At 72.3% G+C, this 13566-nt stretch carries 14 protein-coding genes; 8 read left to right on the plus strand and 6 right to left on the minus strand.

The window, feature by feature from the left end; all coding sequences use genetic code 11:
- Window positions 1-12 precede the first annotated feature (12 nt).
- From OG710_RS21050 to OG710_RS21060, 3 genes are read right to left on the minus strand one after another with little or no spacing between them, the layout of a single operon-like run.
- Window positions 13-774 carry an amino acid ABC transporter ATP-binding protein gene (locus OG710_RS21050; RefSeq protein ID WP_330240702.1) on the minus strand — a complete coding sequence of 254 codons (762 nt, stop codon included), beginning with the start codon at window positions 772-774 and terminating at the stop codon, window positions 13-15.
- A complete protein-coding gene (locus OG710_RS21055) occupies window positions 771-1724 on the minus strand; it encodes an amino acid ABC transporter permease (protein ID WP_330240703.1) in 954 nt (317 codons plus the stop codon). Before OG710_RS21055 ends, OG710_RS21050 begins: the two co-directional genes overlap by 4 nt.
- Window positions 1725-1764: 40 nt before the next feature.
- On the minus strand, window positions 1765-2742 hold the full coding sequence (locus OG710_RS21060) for an ABC transporter substrate-binding protein (RefSeq protein ID WP_330240704.1): 978 nt from the start codon (window positions 2740-2742) through the stop codon (window positions 1765-1767).
- A gap of 523 nt (window positions 2743-3265) precedes the next feature.
- Between OG710_RS21060 and OG710_RS21065 the strand changes: the two genes are divergently transcribed.
- The 4 genes from OG710_RS21065 (at window position 3266) to OG710_RS21080 (ending at window position 6422) form a co-directional block, all read left to right on the plus strand.
- A complete protein-coding gene (locus tag OG710_RS21065) occupies window positions 3266-4477 on the plus strand; it encodes an NAD(P)-dependent malic enzyme (RefSeq protein WP_330240705.1) in 1212 nt (403 codons plus the stop codon).
- Between the two features lie 154 nt (window positions 4478-4631).
- Window positions 4632-5603 carry a zinc-binding dehydrogenase gene (locus tag OG710_RS21070; protein ID WP_330240706.1) on the plus strand — a complete coding sequence of 324 codons (972 nt, stop codon included), beginning with the start codon at window positions 4632-4634 and terminating at the stop codon, window positions 5601-5603.
- Window positions 5604-5634: 31 nt separating this feature from the next.
- Window positions 5635-5844 carry a helix-turn-helix domain-containing protein gene (locus OG710_RS21075; RefSeq protein ID WP_018102716.1) on the plus strand — a complete coding sequence of 70 codons (210 nt, stop codon included), beginning with the start codon at window positions 5635-5637 and terminating at the stop codon, window positions 5842-5844.
- Window positions 5844-6422 carry a Clp protease N-terminal domain-containing protein gene (locus OG710_RS21080; RefSeq protein ID WP_330240707.1) on the plus strand — a complete coding sequence of 193 codons (579 nt, stop codon included), beginning with the start codon at window positions 5844-5846 and terminating at the stop codon, window positions 6420-6422. Before OG710_RS21075 ends, OG710_RS21080 begins: the two co-directional genes overlap by 1 nt.
- A 92-nt stretch (window positions 6423-6514) precedes the next feature.
- Here the strand turns inward: OG710_RS21080 and OG710_RS21085 are convergent, their stop codons facing one another.
- Window positions 6515-7510 (minus strand): PadR family transcriptional regulator, encoded by a 996-nt coding sequence (locus OG710_RS21085; protein WP_330240708.1) that lies wholly within the window; start codon window positions 7508-7510, stop codon window positions 6515-6517.
- 1 nt (window position 7511) lies between these two features.
- Entirely contained in the window at window positions 7512-8369 is an 858-nt protein-coding gene (locus OG710_RS21090; protein ID WP_330240709.1) for a DUF4097 family beta strand repeat-containing protein, read from the minus strand.
- Window positions 8370-8562: 193 nt separating this feature from the next.
- Here OG710_RS21090 and OG710_RS21095 point away from each other — a divergent pair, with 193 nt between their 5' ends.
- Window positions 8563-9447 carry a hypothetical protein gene (locus OG710_RS21095; protein ID WP_330240710.1) on the plus strand — a complete coding sequence of 295 codons (885 nt, stop codon included), beginning with the start codon at window positions 8563-8565 and terminating at the stop codon, window positions 9445-9447.
- Here the strand turns inward: OG710_RS21095 and OG710_RS21100 are convergent, their stop codons facing one another.
- Window positions 9448-9630, minus strand: a complete 183-nt coding sequence (locus OG710_RS21100) for a DUF6104 family protein (RefSeq protein ID WP_019058231.1) — start codon at window positions 9628-9630, stop codon at window positions 9448-9450.
- A gap of 132 nt (window positions 9631-9762) precedes the next feature.
- On the opposite strand from OG710_RS21100, the gene OG710_RS21105 reads away from it, so the two are divergent.
- From OG710_RS21105 to OG710_RS21115, 3 genes are all read left to right on the plus strand, one after another.
- On the plus strand, window positions 9763-10350 hold the full coding sequence (locus tag OG710_RS21105) for a CU044_2847 family protein (RefSeq protein WP_330240711.1): 588 nt from the start codon (window positions 9763-9765) through the stop codon (window positions 10348-10350).
- Entirely contained in the window at window positions 10347-12413 is a 2067-nt protein-coding gene (locus OG710_RS21110; RefSeq protein WP_330240712.1) for a VMAP-C domain-containing protein, read from the plus strand. Before OG710_RS21105 ends, OG710_RS21110 begins: the two co-directional genes overlap by 4 nt.
- A 130-nt stretch (window positions 12414-12543) precedes the next feature.
- Window positions 12544-13563 (plus strand): AAA family ATPase, encoded by a 1020-nt coding sequence (locus tag OG710_RS21115; RefSeq protein ID WP_111338131.1) that lies wholly within the window; start codon window positions 12544-12546, stop codon window positions 13561-13563.
- Window positions 13564-13566 lie beyond the last annotated feature (3 nt).

Below are 13566 nucleotides of genomic sequence, written 5' to 3' on the forward strand. Positions count from 1 at the left end.
CCAGAGAACCTTCTAGAGCACCTTCGACAGGAACGACTTCGTCCGGTCGTGCTGCGGGTTGGTCAGGACATCGCGAGGATGGCCGGATTCGACCACCACGCCGTCGTCCATGAAGACCAGCGCGTCGCCGACCTCGCGGGCGAAGCCCATCTCATGGGTGACGACGACCATCGTCATCCCGTCCTCGGCCAGGCCCCGCATCACGTCGAGCACATCGCCGACCAGCTCCGGGTCGAGCGCCGATGTGGGCTCGTCGAAGAGCATCAGCTTCGGCTCCATGGCCAGCGCCCGCGCGATGGCCACCCGCTGCTGCTGTCCGCCGGAGAGCTGCGAGGGGTAGTTGCGCGCCTTGTCCGCCAGGCCCACCCGGTCCAGCAGCCGTTCGGCACGGGCGCGGGCGACCGCCTTGGCCTCGCGCTTCACCTGGACGGGCGCCTCCATGACGTTCTCCAGCGCCGTCATGTGCGGGAACAGGTTGAAGCGCTGGAAGACCATGCCGATGTCCCGGCGCTTCAGGGCGACCTCGCTGTCCTTCAGCTCGTACAGCTTGTCGCCCTTCTGGCGGTAGCCCACCAGCTCGCCGTCCACGTACAGCCGGCCGGCGCTGATCTGCTCCAGGTGGTTGATGCACCGCAGGAACGTGGACTTGCCGGAACCGGACGGGCCGATCAGGCAGAACACCTCGCGCGGGGCCACCTCCAGGTCGATGCCCTTGAGGATGTGCGCGGCGCCGAAGGACTTGTGGACGCCCTCGGCCTTGACCATCGCGGTCATGCGATGCCTCCCTTCGGGCGGCCGACCGACAGCACCGTCGACCGCAGCTTCTGCAACGGGGTGGGTGGCAGGCTGCGGCTCGATCCACGCGCGTAGTAGCGCTCCAGGTAGTACTGCCCCACGCTGAGCACCGAGGTCATGATCAGGTACCAGGCGGCGGCGAGGAAGTACATCTCCACCGGTGCTCCGGACACCTGCCCGATGTCCTGGGCGTTCTTGAAGAGTTCGTAGAACTGCACCTGCGCCACCAGCGAGGTCGTCTTCAGCATGTTGATGACCTCGTTGCCCGTGGGCGGCACGATCACCCGCATGGCCTGCGGGATCACGACGCGCCGCAGGGTCTTGCCGTGGCTCATGCCCAGCGCGTGGGACGCCTCCGTCTGGCCCTCGTCCACCGAGAGCAGACCGGCCCGGCAGATCTCCGCCATGTACGCGGCCTCGTTGAGGCCGAGCCCGAGCAGCGCCGTCAGCAGCGGCGTCATGAAGCTCGACCAGTAGTCCTTGTAGATCGGCCCGAGGTTGATGTACTCGAAGACCAGCCCCAGGTTGAACCACACGAACAGCTGGACCAGGACCGGGGTGCCCCGGAAGAACCAGATGTAGAACCACGCGATCGACGACGTCACCGGGTTCTTCGACAGGCGCATGACGGCGAGCAGCACGCCGCCGACCACGCCGATCAGCATCGACAGGGCGGTCAGCAGCAGCGTCTGGCCGACGCCGTCGATGATGCGATCGTCGAAGAAGTAGTCCGGTACCGCACCCCAGTTGATCTTGCCCTGGCTGAAGGCGTACACGATCGACGCGAGCGCGGCGATGGCGATGAGCGCCGAGACGTAGCGGCCGTAGTGCCGCACCGGGACGGCCTTGATGGCCTCCGGCGCGGACCCCGCCTCGGTGGGGGACGCGGGCGGCCCGCCGGCCGGTCCCGTCTTCTTGATGTCAGTCACGGCTGATGCCTTTCAACTGCCTCTCCGCACCGGACGCCGGTCAGGAACCGCCGTTGATCCTGGCCTCGGTGACCGCGCCGGCCTCGACGCCCCACTTCGCGATGACCTTGTCGTACTCGCCGCTCTTGATGATCGCGTCCATGGCCGCCTTGATGGCCTGGGTCAGCTCGTCGTTGCCCTTGGCGACGGCGATGCCGTACGGGGCCGCCTCGACCTGGTCACCGACGAGCTGGAAGTCGTTGCCGCCGCCCGAGGTCTTCACCGCGTACGCGGCGACCGGGAAGTCGGAGGAGCCGGCGTCGGCACCGCCCGAGCGCAGCCGGGTCTGGGCCTCCAGGTCGTTGTCGAACGGCTCCATGGCGATCTTCTTGCCGTCCGGGCACTTCTTGGACTCGGCCTTGGCCAGGTCGTGCGAGACAGTGTTGCGCTGGACGACGATCTTCTTGCCGCAGAGGTCGGCCCAGGTCTTGATGCCCTGGTCGTCGCCCTTCTTGGTGTAGAGCGAGACACCGGCGGTGAAGTAGTCGATGAAGTCGACGCCCTCGCCGACCTTCTTCTGCGTCTCCGGGTCGATGCCGTTCTGGCGCTCCTTGGTGTCCGTCATCGCCGACATCGCGATGTCGTACCGCTTGGAGCGCAGGCCGGTGATCAGGGTGTCGAAGGTGCCGTTCTCGAACTTGAACTCCACGCCCAGTTCCTTGCCGAGCGCGGCGGCGAGGTCCGGGTCGATACCGACGGTCTCGCCGGACTTGTCCTTGAACTCGACCGGCGGATAGGCGATGTCGGAGCCGACCCGGATGACGCCCTTGGAACGGATCTCCTCGGGCAGCATCTCGGCGGGCGTGAGGGTGCCGGTGGAGGCGGTGGCGCCGGTCTTCGCCGTCGCCGAGCCGCCGGCGTCGTTGCTCTTCGTCTGGTCGCCGCAGGCGGTCAGCAGCATGGTGCCGGCGACCGCGATGGCGCCGACCGCGGCGATGCGGGTCTTCGCGGCCGTACGACGGGCGATACGTGCGGTCATGTTCGGGTTCCTCCGGCAGAGTGGGGACGAGTGACCGGGCGGCGTTGGCACGCAGTGTCGAGTGTCGTCGCCTTGTGTGATTACGGCATGTTGCCATGCGGATTAGCCCGAACAGGGGGCCCGGCATGTCAAAATCGGATAACGGGCGATCCCCGAACCTTCTGAGGCCGGCACACCGGAGCCGGACCATTTCAGGGGTTCACGCGTCGCGGCCGGAGGATCTCCGGCGCGTCCCGCGTGGCGGACTCAGGCAGGGCACAAGGCCGACCTGTTCAGATAGGCGACTATGAGTCATGTCACGGAGTCGATATCGGCTCGTCCGTGGCCGGGTCCGTCCGGTAAGAAAGACCTTTACACCCCTCATCCGGGGCTCAGGGCGCGTGTGCGGCGCGCCCGCGCGTACGTACCTCCCCCTGCCGGGGCGGCCAACCGCCAGGCGCAGGGCGCGTACGCGGTGCCCGCCCACCCCTCCTCAACCAGGAGTGGCCACCCTCAAACGATGAAGACTTAAGGGGTCAACACCATGGCAGCGGAGATCGTCAATCCTCGCAGCGACAGCACCACCGACAGCACCACCGACGAGCCGTTCGATCCGGCCTTCGCCCTTCACCGGGGCGGGAAGATGGCCGTGCAGGCCACCGTCCCGATCCGGGACAAGGACGACCTGTCCCTGGCGTACACGCCGGGCGTGGCGAAGGTGTGCTCCGCGATCGCGGAGCAGCCCGAGCTGGTCCACGACTACACCTGGAAGTCCCAGGTCGTCGCCGTCGTCACGGACGGGACGGCGGTGCTCGGCCTCGGCGACATCGGTCCCGAGGCGTCCCTCCCCGTGATGGAGGGCAAGGCGATCCTGTTCAAGCAGTTCGGCGGCGTGGACGCGGTGCCGATCGCGCTCGCGACCACCGACGCGGACGAGATCGTGGAGACCGTCGTCCGGCTCGCCCCGTCCTTCGGCGGGGTGAACCTGGAGGACATCTCGGCGCCGCGCTGCTTCGAGATCGAGCGCAGGCTCCAGGAGCGGCTGGACATTCCGGTCTTCCACGACGACCAGCACGGCACCGCCGTCGTCACGCTGGCCGCCCTGCGCAACGCCGCGAAGCTGTCCGGGCGCAACCTGGGCGACCTGCGCGCCGTCATCTCGGGCGCCGGCGCGGCGGGCGTGGCCATCGCCAAGTTCCTGCTGGCGGCGGGGCTCGGCGACGTCGCCGTGGCCGACCGCAAGGGCATCGTCAGCCGGGACCGCGAGGACCTGACCGACGTCAAGCGCGAACTGGCCGAACTCACCAACCGGGCGGGCATCTCCGGCCCCCTGGAGGTGGCGCTGGCCGGCGCCGACGTCTTCATCGGCGTCTCCGGCGGTACGGTCCCGGAGGCGGCGGTCGCCTCGATGGCGCCCGGCGCGTTCGTCTTCGCGATGGCCAACCCGAACCCCGAGGTCCACCCCGACATCGCGCACAAGTACGCGTCCGTCGTGGCGACCGGGCGGTCGGACTACCCGAACCAGATCAACAACGTGCTGGCGTTCCCGGGGATCTTCGCGGGGGCGCTCCAGGTCCGGGCCTCCCGGATCACCGAGGGCATGAAGATCGCGGCGGCCAACGCGCTGGCGGACGTCGTCGGCGACGAGCTGGCGCCCGACTACGTGATCCCCTCGCCGTTCGACGAGCGGGTGGCCCCGGCGGTGACGGCCGCGGTGGCGGCGGCGGCCCGTGCGGAGGGCGTCGCCCGGCGCTGAGGCGTTGCGGGGGCCGCTGCCCCCGTACCCCCGCTCCGAGGACAGCCTTGCCGGCGTTCGGGGAGCGGGGGCCGGGGCGGCGTCCCCGGTGCGCGGTGCGTGTCACACCCGCAGCCGGTTACGCGCCGGTACCCCTGCCCCTATCGTCGGCGGCATGTTCGCCGCCTACGCAGCCAGCCTGGACCCCGCCCACCCCCTGAACGGCCTCGAACTGGGCGATCGCCCGGCGCCGCGGGCCCGTCAGGGCTGGACCACCGTCAACGTCCGGGCCGCCTCCCTCAACCACCACGACCTCTGGTCCCTGCGCGGCGTCGGCCTCGCCGCGGACAGGCTCCCGATGATCCTCGGCTGCGACGCCGCCGGGATCGACCAGGACGGCAACGAGGTCGTCCTGCACTCCGTCATCGGCCAGACCGGGCACGGGGTCGGGCCGGACGAGCCCCGCTCCATCCTCACCGAGCGCTACCAGGGCACCTTCGCCGAGCAGGTCACCGTGCCCACGTACAACGTGCTGCCCAAGCCGAGGGAACTCAGCTTCGAGCAGGCCGCCTGCCTGCCCACCGCCTGGCTGACCGCCTACCGCATGCTCTTCACCAACGCCGGGGTGCGGCCGGGGGACTCCGTCCTCGTCCAGGGCGCCGGCGGCGGGGTCGCCACCGCCGCGATCGTGCTGGGCCGGGCCGCCGGGCTCCGCGTGTACGCCACCAGCCGCGACGCGGCCAAGCGCGCGCGGGCCGTGGAGCTGGGCGCCGCGGAGGCGTTCGAGGCGGGCGCGCGGCTGCCGCACCGGGTGGACGCCGTCATCGAGACGGTCGGCGCCGCCACCTGGTCCCACTCCGTCAAGTCGCTGCGGCCCGGCGGCACCCTGGTCATCTCCGGCGCGACCAGCGGGGACCGGCCCTCGCACGCCGAGCTGACCCGGATCTTCTTCCTGGAGCTGAAGGTCGTCGGCTCGACCATGGGCTCCAAGGACGAGCTGGAGGACCTGCTCGCCTTCTGCGCCACGACCGGGGTGCGCCCCGTCATCGACGAGGTGCTGCCGCTGGACCGCGCCCGCGCGGGCTTCGAACGGCTCGCCGCGGGCGACCACTTCGGGAAGATCGTGCTCACTGTCAACAACGGTTGACGCGGTCGGGGTGTCAATGTAGGTTGACATCATGACCGAAGCAACGGATCTCGCCGAGCGTGCGGGCGACCGCGACCCCCGTGTGGGGCTGCGGTCGGTCGCCGCGCTCCGGCGGCTGCTGGAGCAGCTGGAAGCCGTACAGGTCAGGAGCGCCCGCGCCAAGGGCTGGTCCTGGCAGGAGATCGCCGCCGAACTGGGCGTCAGCCGGCAGGCCGTGCACAAGAAGTACGGGAGGCATTGATGTTCGAGCGATTCACCAAGGACGCCCGCGCCACGGTGACCGAAGCCGTGGCGCACGCCGAACGGACCGGGGCCGACACGGTCACCGAGGAACATCTGCTGCTCGCCCTGCTGGACCGGGACGGCGGCCGGGCCGCGTTCGCGATCACCGCCCTGGGCCTCGCGGACCGCAGGGACTCCGTGACCGCCGCCCTCGCCGACGTACGCCGGCGGGGCGGCATGACCAGGGCCGACTCGGAGGCGCTCGCGGACATCGGCATCGACGTCACCGCGGTCGTCGCCCGTATCGAGGAGGCGCACGGCGAGGGAGCCCTGCGCGGCGACCGGGGCGCCCGGCGGCGTTGGTCGGGCGGCCCGTCCTTCTCCCGGAGCGCGAAGAAGATCCTGGAGAAGTCCCTGCGCGTCGCGCTCGGGCGCGCGGACCGGACCATCGGCGCGGAACACCTCCTGCTGGCCCTCGCCGCCACGCCGGGGCCGGTCGCGGAAGTGCTCGCCGATCACGGGGCCGCCTACGGGGCGGTGGAACGCGCGCTGTTCGGGGCGGGCGGCGGCACGGAGGGCCACCGCAAGGCGGGCTGACCCGCCTCGCCGCCCCGCCTCGACGCCCCGGTTTCGTGCCGGGCTGCCCCGGCTCCGCCCCACCCCGTCGCTGCCGCGCCCCGAACGGCGCGCTACTTCGCCCCGTCCCCGCGCAGCGTCGCCGCCATCCGGGCCGCCGCCGTCGCCAGATGGCCGCGGATCTCGCTCAGCTGGGGCTCCGTCACCCCGTGGTCGCGGGCGGTGTCGCGGATCTCGTCACGGAAGCGGTCGAGCAGGCGGTCCAGATCGCGGGCCGGGTCGCCCGTGCCGCCGGCGTCCATGCCCCAGTCGGGGTCGGGGTCCGCGTCGGCCGCGTCCGGCTTGAGGTACGGGGCGGCCCAGTTCCCCGTACGGGCGAAGCCGCCGAGCTGGCCGGTGATCTCGGCCAGGCCCTCGCGGACCCCGGCCGGCCAGTCGCCGCGGGCGAAGTGCTCCTGGACCTGGCGGGCGGCGTTCTGCATCTGCTCGCGCGCCCTGTCCTGGGCCTCCTTCGCCTGGCGGCGGGCCTGCTGGGCATCCTGGCGGGCGCGCCGGGACTCGTCCTTCGCGCGGCGGGCCTGCTCCTTCCACTCCTGCTTCGCCTTGCGCAGCTCCTCCTTCGCGGTGCGCCACGCCTCCTTGTCGCCCAGGTCGCCGAAGGTCGGGTCCTTGAGCCCCGGACCGGCACCGGAACCGGCCCCCATGCCGCCGCCGGAGGTGTGGCGCGACTCGTCGGCCGCCGCCCGCATCTCGCTGCGCAGCTTGCCCGCAGCCCCGCGCACGTCGTCCCGCATCTCGGCGGCCAGCTCGGCGACCGACTCGCGGATCTCCAGCTCCAGATCGGCGAGTTCACCGGTGCGTCCGGCCAGCTCGGCGCGGCCCTCGTCGGTGATCGAGTAGACCTTGCGGCCGCCCTCGGTGGCGTGGGTGACGAGGCCCTCGGCCTCCAGCTTGGCCAGCCGCGGATAGACCGTGCCCGCCGAGGGCGCGTAGAGACCCTGGAACCGCTCCTCCAGCAGGCGGATCACCTCGTAGCCGTGCCGGGGGGCCTCGTCGAGCAGCTTGAGGAGGTAGAGGCGCAGTCGGCCGTGGGCGAAAACGGGAGGCATGTCAGAGCACCTTTCCGGCCGGCTGGGCCTCGTACGGTTCGTCTTCGGCCGGTGGGCGGCGCAGCAGCGCGATAGACCCGGAGACGGTCGTCGCCCGCAGCGTTCCGGTGCCGGAGCCCAGCGTGCCGGTGATCTTCTTCGAGCCCCACTGTCCGCTGACCCGCAGGTCCTCGAAGCCGTTGGAGACGGAACCGCTCGCGGTGTTGGCCTCCACCCTGGCGTCGGCCGGGTGCGGCAGCCGGATGGCGATCTCGCCGGAGACCGTGGTCAGCCGGATGTCCGTGGGCTTCCCGGTCGGGTTGAGATCGAGGACCATGCCGCCGCTGACGGAGTCCGCCTTCACCGAGGCGCCCGCCCCCTCGACGACCGTCAGATCCCCCGACACGGAGTGGAACCGCAGGTCACCGGTGACGGACTGGGCCTCCACGCTGCCGGACACCGTCTCCGCGCCGACCGGCCCGGAGAGCTTGACGAGCGTGGTGTCCCCGGTGACGCCGCGCACCTCGGTGCGGCCCCGGACCCCGGAGACGAAGGCCCCGGCGCCCACGACCCCGACCTCCACGGTCGAGCAGGCGGGGACCGCCAGCGAGACGACCGCGGTGCGCCGCCACTCCTTGCGGTCCAGCCACTTCAGCAGGTTCTGCCAGGCCAGGTCCTCGTAGGCCACGGTCAGGACGCCGTCCTCCTGCGTCACGAGCAGCGGGGGTCCTTCGACGGAGGAGACCTCCAGGCGGGCGGTCGGCTCGTCGGTGCCCACGACGTTGACCGTGCCGTTGACGATGCGCACCTTCAGCGCGGTCACGGGTTCGTCGAAGGTCAGCTTCTGAGGCTCGGCGACGGCCCACGTCGAGACAGGCATGGATCTGACCTCCCGGATAGACGGACGACGCAACATATCGCGTCTCTTGAACAACACGATATATCGCGGATTCGGGAAGTCAAGGAGAGGGTGGGCGGGAAGGCGGCAAGGGGGAGGGTGCGCGGAGGTGCGGGGCGCCGTAAAGGCGTACAAAAAGGATCAGAAGGGGATGAGGTGTCCTACCGTGTGATCCATGGACGCGACCTCACCCGTGGGTGCCCTGCTGCTGTGCCGGACCGTGCCGGACGCCGTGCGCCCGGTCGCGCACCTGCTGCGCGAACCCCTGCTGCTCGCACCGGCGGGGGAGGGCTGGACCGTCCTCGTACCGGAGGGCGAGCCCTGGCAGGGCGGCCGCCGCGCGCGGGCCGGCGAAGGGGAGCGCGCCGAACCCGTCGACCGGGTCCTGGGCGGCTGGGCCACCGCGCTCGCGGTCGGCTCCACCTGGCCGGTGCTCGCGCTCTGGTGGGACGGTGACCGGGCCGGATACACCCTGGCCGCCGGATTCCGCCGCCCGGTGGGCTACGTCTGGCTGGCGGACGGCACCCCGGCCGGTGAGGACGAGGCCATGCGCACGTTCGCCGAGCGCCTCGGGCTCGACCCCGTACTCGACGTGCAGGCGCTCGAAGCGCTCACCCGGCCCGACCCGGACGCCGACGCCCGCGCCAGGCTGCGCGGACTGCTCGCCGTACTCACGCGCACCGGTCTGACGCTCCCGCCCGGCCTCGACCCCGGCGAGCCGCCCGCCCGGCCGGTGCCGGACACCGGGGCATGGGAGAGGGCCGAACGCATCGAGTGGACCGGCTGGCGGGACGCGGTCAGGGTCGACCTCGGCGCCGTGGAGAGCAGCCGGCTCGGCCCCTGGGTGCGCGGGCCCAGGGCACGCGCACTGGCCGGCGTCCAGCTCGCCGCCGGGCTGCCGCTCGCCCTGTGGGGAGCGGCCAGGCGCAGCGGCGGCTGGGCCTTCGCCGGGGTGCTGCTGATGGCGCACGGCGCGCTGGGACTCGCCTACGACCGCATCCGCGACGGCGGGCCCGAGGGGGTGTCCGAACAAGTCCCCGAGGGGGACCGGACGGGCTGACTACTCGTCGTCCTCGTCGTCGTCCAGCCGGGCCAGCCAGGTCGCCAGGCGCTCGACCGGCACCTCGAAGTCGGGATTCAGATCGACGAACGTACGCAGCTGCTCGGCGAGCCACTCGAAGGTGACCTCTTCCTCGCCCCGCCGCTTCTCCAGTTCCTCGATACCGCGGTCCGTGAAGTACATGCCACAAGTCTAGAGCGGCCCCCGGACCCCTCCGCCCCGCCCGTCCACCTCCCGGAGTGTCCTCGTCGATCTACCCCGCATCCACCGACTACGGCCGTTAATCTGCGGGTAATTGGCGAACGGGGGGTTGTCATGAGCGACGGTGGGTCCCGGATTACGCGCATTGAGCTGCCGGACGGTACGCCGGTCTGGGCCCGGATCTCCGGGGCGGAGGAGCTGACCGGGCCCTCGCCCGGCGGCGGGCCGACCTACACGGACACCGGGTTCGGGGACTTCGCGGACCAGGTGCAGGCGCGGGTCGAGAGCCTGCACTCCGTGGTGACCGGTGTGGCGCGCTCGCTCGCCGTGCCGCTGCGCGCGGTGCGGCCGGACGAGGTCAGCGTCGAGTTCGGCATCGAGCTGACCGCCAAGGCCGGCAAGATCGTCGGACTGCTCGCGGACGGCGAGGCCAAGGGCGCCATCACGGTCACCCTCACCTGGAACGGCGGCGGCCCCCCGGTGGACGCGCCCCCGCCCGCCCCCGTGCCCGCGCAGACCTCCGCACCGCCCCCGGAGCCGGGCCCCGCGCCCGCGCCCCCCGTCCCGTTCGCGCCCCCCGTGCCACCCCCGACCGCCCCGCCGGGCGCGGGCGCACCCCCCGGTCACCCGTCCGCCGGGGCACCCCCCGGCGCACCGGCACACCCCGGTGGTGCGGACGACACGGACGGCGGCCGGGCATGACCTCCGAGGACCGAGGGGGCGCAGAGGGGGTGCTGACGCCCGCCCAGGCCGCTCTCATGGACCTCGTGCAGGACGCCACCGTGCGCATCCATCGCCCGCCCTCCGGGTATGCCCAGGACGAACCGGCAGGGGACTTCCTGGGCAGCGGCTTCTTCGTCGCACCCAGCTGGGTCCTCACATGCGCGCACGTGGCGACGCGGGGGGAGGACGGCATGGTGGGCGTGTGGTTCAAGGCGGACCGCTACGGCACCGAACTGACCGAGGTGCCCGGCAAGGTCGTCGCCGCACTGCCCGCGGCCCGGCCGCCGGGGCCGGGCGGCTGGCCCGCCCCCGACCTCGCGCTCATCCAGCTCCAGCGCCCCGTCGAACACCCCTGCGTCTACGTCACCGAGCGGTCCGAGGCGATGCTCCGCAGCCGCGAGGTGCGCTGCGTGGGCTGGGCCCCCGGCCAGGGCGGCGGACTCCAGAACCGCAGCGGAGTCTGCACCGTCAAGGGCTCGTACGGCGGCTCCGGCGACGCCGAGCAGGTGGTGCGGCTCGACGGCGACTGGGTGGAGCTGGGCATGTCCGGCGGCCCGCTGGTGGACCTCGTACGCGGCGAGGTCGTCGGCGTCGTCAAGTCGCGGCTCGACGGCCACCAGGGCGGCACCGCCGTCGGCATCGAGCGGCTGCGCACCCTGGAGGTGCCCGCCACCCCCGTGGAGACCGAGACCGACGACATATACCAGGCCGTCTTCCACGCCCACGACCGCTACCACGCCGACCGCCACACCAGCGCCGCCGGCTCCGAACGGACCTGGACCGACGCACAGAGCGAACTGGCCGTCCCGCCCGGCGGCGTCCTCGGACCCAAGCTGCGCGTGGACCTGCTGGGCCGGCTCGCCGAACTGCCGCCCCCGGCCAGCACCCGCGCCCTGCTGATGCTGCTCGACCGGCTGCCCGGCGTGTACGCCCGCGACCACCGCCCCGCGCCGCGCGGCTGGCGCGACGGCCTCGGCGCGCTGTACGACGCCCGCGCCCGCGACCGCGAGGCCCGGTTCGAACTGATCGTGCGCTACTGCATGGGCGTCCTCGCCGCCGAGCGGCCCTGCGGCCAGCTCTCGGTGCGCAACGCCAAGGCCCTGTGGGGCTGGGTCAAGCGCATCGCCGACGTCGAACTCCCCAGGGACCTGCGCCGCCTGCTCGACGTGGAATGGGCCGGCATCCGGCTGCGCCTGGAGCAGAACCGCCAGAGCTCCGCCCGCGCCCCGGCGGCCGAACCCGTCCTGTACGGCGACCGCGACTGCGTCGTCCTCCATGTGGACCTCCAGGGCTGGTCCCGCGACCAGTACGACTGGCGGGTCGCCGTGGACCGCAGGGGCGGCGAGGCGGAACCGGTGGACGAGGACAGCCGCGGCGCCCCCCTCGGCACCGTCCCGGACCGGCTCGCCGCCGCGCTCACCGAGGCGTTCCGGAGGTGCGACGAACCGGGCAGCCCCGCCATGCTCCAGGTCGTCGTCGCGCCCGCGCTCTTCGGCCTCCCGGTCGACGACTGGGTGCTGCCGCAGTCCGGGCAGCGCCTGGGAGCCGTACGCCCGGTGGTGCTGCGCAGCCCGTACCAGGGCCCGGCGCCGGAGCGCCCGGCCCGCTGGAACGCCGGGCTCGCCACCGGCATCCGGGCCGAGGTCGTCGACTGCGAGGACGAATTGCGGGTACGTGTACCGGAGTCGTCGTGGCTGCGCACCCTGGCCCACGAGACCGTGCCGGTTCTGTGCCGCTACGGGACCCGGCCCGACCCCGACGTCACGGCCGGGGTGGTGCGGCTGCTCGACAGCGGCTTCGGCGTGGCCCTGCTCCAGCGGCGCACGACCGAGGCCGACACGGTCTGCAAGGAGTTCCACCGGCGCGTCGCCGAGGCGGTCTCGGACACCCGCACCCACGACCGGCTGCCGTGGAAGATCCACGAACTGCGCAGAGGGGTGAGCGCCGGGCGGACGGAGATGTACTGGGCCGCGGGCGCCGCCCTCTACTACGACGACCCGCACCGACCGCTGCCGGGCACCGACTTCCTGGAGGCGCCGTGAGCACACCCGTACCGCACCACAAGGTCAGGCGAACTCGGCTTCCCCTTACGGGGGTTGAACGGGATCGCTACGGTAAGGCACGTTCGGCGGCGGCCGCCGGCGGCGGACGAGTGACAACGAGGAACACGCTATGAGTGAACCCAGCGAGTGGCTCATCTACCGGGGCATCGGCGAACCGCACGACGAGACGCCGCAGCTCCCGCCCCCGCCGCCCTGGCGCGACTTCACCGGCGGACCCGGCGGGGCGGACAGCGCCGACACCGCCGACCGCCGGCTCGGCATCCCCGGCCGCGTCGCCGAGGAGCACCGCCCCGGCGCCGAGGAACTGGAGATGATCAACGCGGCGCTGTACCTGCGGCGCCCCCTGCTGGTCACCGGCGACCCCGGCGCGGGCAAGAGCACCCTGGCCCACTCGGTGGCCCGCGAGCTGGAACTGGGCAAGGTGCTGCGCTGGCCCGTCGTCAGCCGCACCACCCTCCTCGACGGCCTCTACCACTACGACGCCATCGCCCGGCTCCAGGACGTCCAGATCGCCTCGCACGCGGCGGCGGGCGGAGCCGCCGGGGCCGACGCGGCCCAGAGCGTCGGCAGCTACATCCGGCTCGGGCCGCTCGGCACCGCGCTGCTCCCCTCGGACCGGCCGCGCGTCCTGCTCATCGACGAGCTGGACAAGAGCGACATCGACCTCCCCAACGACCTGCTGAACGTGCTGGAGGAGGGCGAGTTCGCCATCCCCGAGCTGGAGCGGATCGCCGACCGGCTGCCCGACGGCGAGGCGGACGTCCTCGACCACGACGGCAACAAGGTCCGCATCAAGGGAGGCCGGGTGCAGTGCCGGGCCTTCCCCTTCGTCGTGCTCACCAGCAACGGCGAACGGGACTTCCCGGCCCCGCTGATGCGCCGCTGCATCCACCTGGAGCTGGGCCGCCCCGACCACAAGCGGCTGGCCTCCTTCGTCAAGGCACACCTCGGCGAGGAGGCGGCCCGCGCCAGCGACGACCTCATCGCCCACTTCCTGGAACGCTCCCGCACCGAACTCCTGGCCACCGACCAGCTGCTCAACGCCATATACCTGACCCACGCCGCCTCACCGGCCGGCCGCGACCGGCTGGCCGACCTGCTCATCCAGCGACTCGACCGGCCGAGGTGAGAC

The sequence above is a fragment of the Streptomyces sp. NBC_00525 genome, from assembly GCF_036346595.1.
In the GTDB taxonomy this organism is placed as follows: domain Bacteria; phylum Actinomycetota; class Actinomycetes; order Streptomycetales; family Streptomycetaceae; genus Streptomyces.

Bases quoted from the DNA above. Each gene is read 5' to 3' on its own strand.
- OG710_RS21085 (WP_330240708.1), bottom strand. From the start codon at position 7,510: ATGCCTCCCGTTTTCGCCCACGGCCGACTGCGCCTCTACCTCCTCAAG.
- OG710_RS21105 (WP_330240711.1), top strand. From the start codon at position 9,763: ATGAGCGACGGTGGGTCCCGGATTACGCGCATTGAGCTGCCGGACGGT.
- OG710_RS21115 (WP_111338131.1), top strand. From the start codon at position 12,544: ATGAGTGAACCCAGCGAGTGGCTCATCTACCGGGGCATCGGCGAACCG.
- OG710_RS21100 (WP_019058231.1), bottom strand. From the start codon at position 9,630: ATGTACTTCACGGACCGCGGTATCGAGGAACTGGAGAAGCGGCGGGGC.
- OG710_RS21095 (WP_330240710.1), top strand. From the start codon at position 8,563: ATGGACGCGACCTCACCCGTGGGTGCCCTGCTGCTGTGCCGGACCGTG.
- OG710_RS21065 (WP_330240705.1), top strand. From the start codon at position 3,266: ATGGCAGCGGAGATCGTCAATCCTCGCAGCGACAGCACCACCGACAGC.
- OG710_RS21070 (WP_330240706.1), top strand. From the start codon at position 4,632: ATGTTCGCCGCCTACGCAGCCAGCCTGGACCCCGCCCACCCCCTGAAC.
- OG710_RS21060 (WP_330240704.1), bottom strand. From the start codon at position 2,742: ATGACCGCACGTATCGCCCGTCGTACGGCCGCGAAGACCCGCATCGCC.
- OG710_RS21090 (WP_330240709.1), bottom strand. From the start codon at position 8,369: ATGCCTGTCTCGACGTGGGCCGTCGCCGAGCCTCAGAAGCTGACCTTC.
- OG710_RS21050 (WP_330240702.1), bottom strand. From the start codon at position 774: ATGACCGCGATGGTCAAGGCCGAGGGCGTCCACAAGTCCTTCGGCGCC.
- OG710_RS21110 (WP_330240712.1), top strand. From the start codon at position 10,347: ATGACCTCCGAGGACCGAGGGGGCGCAGAGGGGGTGCTGACGCCCGCC.
- OG710_RS21080 (WP_330240707.1), top strand. From the start codon at position 5,844: ATGTTCGAGCGATTCACCAAGGACGCCCGCGCCACGGTGACCGAAGCC.
- OG710_RS21075 (WP_018102716.1), top strand. From the start codon at position 5,635: ATGACCGAAGCAACGGATCTCGCCGAGCGTGCGGGCGACCGCGACCCC.